Source organism: Mycobacterium zoologicum (genome assembly GCF_020181635.2).
Classification (GTDB): domain Bacteria; phylum Actinomycetota; class Actinomycetes; order Mycobacteriales; family Mycobacteriaceae; genus Mycobacterium; species Mycobacterium zoologicum.
Genome location: NZ_JAYJJS010000063.1, coordinates 1 through 4539, shown reverse-complemented (window position 1 = coordinate 4539; position 4539 = coordinate 1). Strand labels below are relative to the sequence as shown.

At 67.4% G+C, this 4539-nt stretch carries 4 protein-coding genes; 2 read left to right on the top strand and 2 right to left on the bottom strand.

Going from position 1 to position 4539, the window contains the following annotated elements; all coding sequences use genetic code 11:
• The coding region (locus tag K6T84_RS23665) for a PGRS repeat-containing protein (protein WP_408066025.1) at nt 1-1630 on the bottom strand (1630 nt) is incomplete at its 3' end.
• A 46-nt stretch (nt 1631-1676) separates the two neighbouring features.
• Here K6T84_RS23665 and K6T84_RS23660 point away from each other — a divergent pair.
• Nucleotides 1677-1832 carry a hypothetical protein gene (locus K6T84_RS23660; RefSeq protein WP_329786973.1) on the top strand — a complete coding sequence of 52 codons (156 nt, stop codon included), beginning with the start codon at nt 1677-1679 and terminating at the stop codon, nt 1830-1832.
• Between the two features lie 78 nt (nt 1833-1910).
• Here the strand turns inward: K6T84_RS23660 and K6T84_RS23655 are convergent, their stop codons facing one another.
• A complete protein-coding gene (locus tag K6T84_RS23655) occupies nt 1911-3224 on the bottom strand; it encodes an ISL3 family transposase (RefSeq protein ID WP_224863215.1) in 1314 nt (437 codons plus the stop codon).
• A gap of 496 nt (nt 3225-3720) precedes the next feature.
• On the opposite strand from K6T84_RS23655, the gene K6T84_RS23650 reads away from it, so the two are divergent.
• Nucleotides 3721-4539 (top strand): IS256 family transposase (locus K6T84_RS23650; protein ID WP_329786972.1); only part of this gene is annotated, 819 nt, incomplete at its 3' end.

Sequence of the window (4539 nt, the reverse complement as noted above, 5' to 3'; positions counted from 1 at the left end):
TGTCACCAGTCGCCCCGGTGTCACCCGTGGCACCGGTGTCACCCGTCGCACCGGTGTCACCAGTGGCACCCGTCGCCCCGGTGGCACCGGTCGCGCCAGTCGCCCCGGTAGCACCCGTGGCGCCAGTCGAACCAGTCGCACCGGTGTCACCCGTAGCCCCGGTAGCGCCCGTCGGACCCGTAGCGCCCGTGGCCCCGGTCGCACCCGTGTCCCCGGTCGCCCCGGTGGCACCCGTGTCACCCGTCGGACCAGTAGGTCCGGTGTCGCCCGTCGGACCGGCAGGACCGGTGTCGCCGGTCATACCCGGACCGCCGGGGCCGCTCACCCCTGGCGAGCCGGAGGGGCCGCTCACACCGTTGTGCAGGCCGACACCGCCGTAGCCACCGTCACCCTGAGCGCCGCCGTAGCCGCCGTAGGCACCTGGGCCACCGATGCCGCCATTGCCGCCGTCACCACCGGCGCCGCCGTTGCCGCCGTCGCCCTCGGTACCGAACAGGAACGACGCACCGCCATTGCCACCCTTGCCGCCGGCGCCGCCCGCACTCGCGTTGCCGCCGGGCACACCGGGTGTGTTGCTGTGGGGACCGTTGGCACCCCACCCGCCGTTGCCGCCCACTCCGCCGTGGCCGCCCTGACCGACCAGGCTGCCGCTCAGACCGCCGTTGCCGCCGTTGCCACCGGCACCGCCGGGCAGCAGGGGCGAGGTGCTCGTTGCACCCACGCCACCGGGACCGCCGTTGCCCCCGTTGCCCATCGCCAGGATGCCCCACAGGTCACTGGCCGCGCCCGCGCCGCCGCCGTTGCCGCCGTTGCCGCCAATGCCGTTGCCGCCGTTGAGGTAGGTGCCGGCTCCGCCGGCCCCGCCGTCACCGCCGGTACCCGTGTTCTCGCCGCCGTTGCCGCCGTTGCCGCCGTTGGCTCCGAGGCCGCCCATCCCGCCGTCACCGCCGTTGCCGAATGCCCCGGCGTCACCGCCGTTGCCGCCGTTCACGCCGATCTGGTCGCTGTTCCAGCCGTCGCCGCCGTCGCCGAACCACAGGCCGCCGTTGCCACCGTCCGGATCGGTCGCCGTGCCGTCGTCGCCGTTGCAGATCAGGCCGCAGAATCCACTGAACTGACCACCCGGGTACGTCCCCGACAGCGGACCCAGCGTGTCGTTGATGAACGCGTCGACCTGCTGGCCGAACGGGCTGGCAATCCAGTCCTGCAGAGCTGTGTGGAGCGGCTCCCAGACTTCGGCGTTGAACCAGAACGCAAAGGGGTCCTGGGCGCCGACCCAGTCGGGTGTGGGCGGAACCCCGGGCGGCAGCGCCCCGGCACTGCCGGGGAAGTCAAAGTCTGCGGCTGCGATGCCGCTCGTCAGCGTGGAGTCCACACCCGGGTCGACAGCGTAGGGACCCAACACGACCGTCGGGTCCATCATGTCGTCGATGATGTCGGCGCGCGCCGTGCCCAGGCCCATGATCGGGTGGGTCTGCATCGCCAGGAAGATGGCGACAGCAGTGACCGATGCTCGCTTCTCAATGCGCTTGTTGCGATCCAGGCGTGCCTGATAGCGGACGCCTTCGTCCCGGAGGCGGTCGAGGCGTGCCTCATAGCTGTCGCCTGCTTTGCGGCGGTTATTGGACACGCGGCCCCCTCGGTGAGATGTCTGCGACCAAGGGCACGGCACGCCGATGGCTGTGAGCAAACTATCTGGTGACCCTCAGATTTTCAAAGGTTCCGTTCATGCGCGGCTGGGTTGCGACACGTTCATTGCCCAGATTCCCGCCTCCGGCGGGAATTCCCAGCCGGTTGCGGGCGGCGCCCTGCTCGCCGGAAAATATGTCTGACCTGGCTTTTTGAGTCTCGCCGGCGGCCGATGATCCGGTGAGCGGAGGCAAAATGTGAGTTAACTGGCTCTTCCCGATTCAGAGTGCGTTGATCCGGTCTTGAAGCTGGCCGGAGTGGATCAGGGACCGCAGGATGTAGTGGTTGAGGTTGCGGAATCCCAGGGCGATGCCGCGTAGGTGTTCCAGGCGGCCGTTGATGGCTTCGACGGGCCCGTTGGAGACACCGACATCGAAGTAGGCCAGGATCTCGCGGCGGCGTTTCCATAGGCTGCGGCCCAGCTGCGCCAACTCCTCCAGCCCCTTCGGTAGTCCAGATCGGATTCGTTTGAGGCACTTGAACATCGCCAGCTTGCCCGCCCGCCGATCCGGGTTGGCGTAGGCGCCGATCAGGTCCTGGTAGTAGCAGGCAGTGACCTCCACGGCCGCATGCGCATCATGGGCCACGAGAGCCTTGTTCAGCTTGGCCTTCTGCTTGTCGGTCAGCAGGTCGGTGCGGGTGAGCAGGATGCGGCGGATCCCGTAGAGCGCATCACCGGTGCGGCCGCGATGCCCGCAGGTGTCCTGCTGGATGCGCTGGCGGCAGGCGGTGAGCTTGTCGGCGGCCAGATGCACGACATGGAACGGATCCATCACCGCCCGGGCCGCAGGTAGGGCATCAGCGGTGGCGGTGCGGTAGCCGGCGAACCCGTCCATCGCCACCACCTTGACCCGGCTGCGAAAGTTCGCATCCTGCTTATCAATCCACGCCTTGAGCACTGCGGCTGATCGGCCGGGCACCATGTCCAGTAGCCGTGACGGGCCGGTGCCGTCGATGACAGGAGTCAGATCGACCAGCACGGTCACGAAGTCGGCCTCGCCCTGGCCGCGGCAGTGCTTCCACTTGTGCTCATCGACGCCCAGGTAGCGCACCCCCTCGAGGTGGCCCGGTGAGCCGAAGACCAGCTCACGGGTCAGCTCGGCCGCCACGGTGTTCACCGTCTCCCAGCCCAATCCGAGGGCTTTGGCGACTGCCGAGACCGACATCTTGTCGATGGCCAACCGCTGCAGAATCCAGCGGGCACACCGGCGAGTGGTCGATGCCTTCGGTACCGCGACCCGGTCCATGCGTTGCCTGAAGATCGTCACCGTGCAGTCCCCATTGCCGCAGGTGAAGCGCGGCACGCGCACCCGCAGCCGCGTCGGATGCCCCACCACCGGCAGATCGGTCAGGACCCGCTCGACGTGATCACGCAGACGCCCAGTCCCACCGCATTTCGGGCAGGTCGGATCGTGTTCGACCGGGCCGCAGTCGATCCAGGTCAGCTCGTCGGCGATCGCCGCGCCGGTGATCGTCACCCCCAACTCGACGGTTCGGCAGATGGTGTCGGCAACAAGGCACGTAGGCTCAGACATTGGGTCCTGTGGTCGTGAGATGTGTGTGTAGGAGCTCTCATCTTCACACCCAGGGCCCGCCTACATCCCCAGCCTCACCCCGTCAGCACCGCACCCGCCCACGCACTCCCGATCGGGAAGAGCCAGTTAACTTGCTGATAGCTGTATTTTTACGAGTTACCGTTAACATAGTGAGGATCACGTCCATAATGCGGAACTCGATGCAACTGTTGATGTACAACTGTGCCCCTTGGTGAGCGTCAGGAGACCCACCTTGCCGCGGTGAGTTGAACGCCACCGCTGCACCCGCGGCGCCCGAGATGCCGGTGGGCGTGCTGCCCCGCATAAGGTCCTCAAGCCAAGGGACGCGGCACCCCCGGGGTTCGTTCCTGAGTTGCGTCCAAGGGCGTGGTGTACGGGCTGGTAGGCCTGGTGGGCGTGTCATAGCCCGATAGGGGGCGGTCATCGCGTGATTCTTCGAAACGACCGGCAAAGTCACTCGAAGGAGAACAACGCGATGACCAACGACCACCTTATCGACGCCGAGCAGCTGTTGGCTGATCAACTCGCGGCTGCCAGTCCCGATCTGCTGCGCGGGCTGCTGTCGACGTTCGTTCACGCTCTGATGGCCGCCGAGGCCGACGCCATCTGCGGGGCGGGCTACCGCCAGCGCAGCGACGAACGGTCCAACAGCCGCAACGGGCACCGGCACCGGGACTTCGACACCCGGGTCGGCACCATCGACGTGGGCATCCCCAAGTTGCGCCAGGGCAGCTATTTCCCGGACTGGCTGCTGGAGCGCCGCAAACGTGCCGAACGTGCGCTCACCTCGGTGGTCGCGACCTGCTACTTGCTCGGAGTATCCACCCGAAGAATGGAACGATTGGTCGAATCCCTTGGCGTAACACGGCTTTCCAAGTCGCAGGTGTCGATCATGGCCCAAGAACTCGACGAGCAGGTGGAGGCATTCCGCACCCGACCGCTAGACGCCGGCCCGTACACGTTCGTCGCTGCCGATGCGCTGGTGCTCAAGGTCCGCGAAGCCGGCCGCGTGGTCGGCGTGCACACCCTGATCGCCACCGGGATCAACGCCGAGGGCTACCGCGAGATCCTCGGTGTTCAGGTCAGCACCGCCGAAGACGGCGCGGGCTGGCTGGCGTTCTTCCGCGATCTCGTGGCCCGCGGCCTGTCCGGGGTGGCTTTGGTGACCAGCGATGCCCACGCCGGTCTAGTTGCCGCGATCGGCGCCACGCTGCCCGGAGCGGCCTGGCAGCGCTGCAGAACCCATTACTCCGATCTTCCGGTTATGCCGACATCGGGGTGGCCCGTGCTGGTA

Excerpts from the sequence above, each read along its gene's own strand:
- K6T84_RS23655 (WP_224863215.1), bottom strand. The coding sequence starts at position 3,224 with ATGTCTGAGCCTACGTGCCTTGTTGCCGACACCATCTGCCGAACCGTC.
- K6T84_RS23660 (WP_329786973.1), top strand. The coding sequence starts at position 1,677 with ATGGCTGTGAGCAAACTATCTGGTGACCCTCAGATTTTCAAAGGTTCC.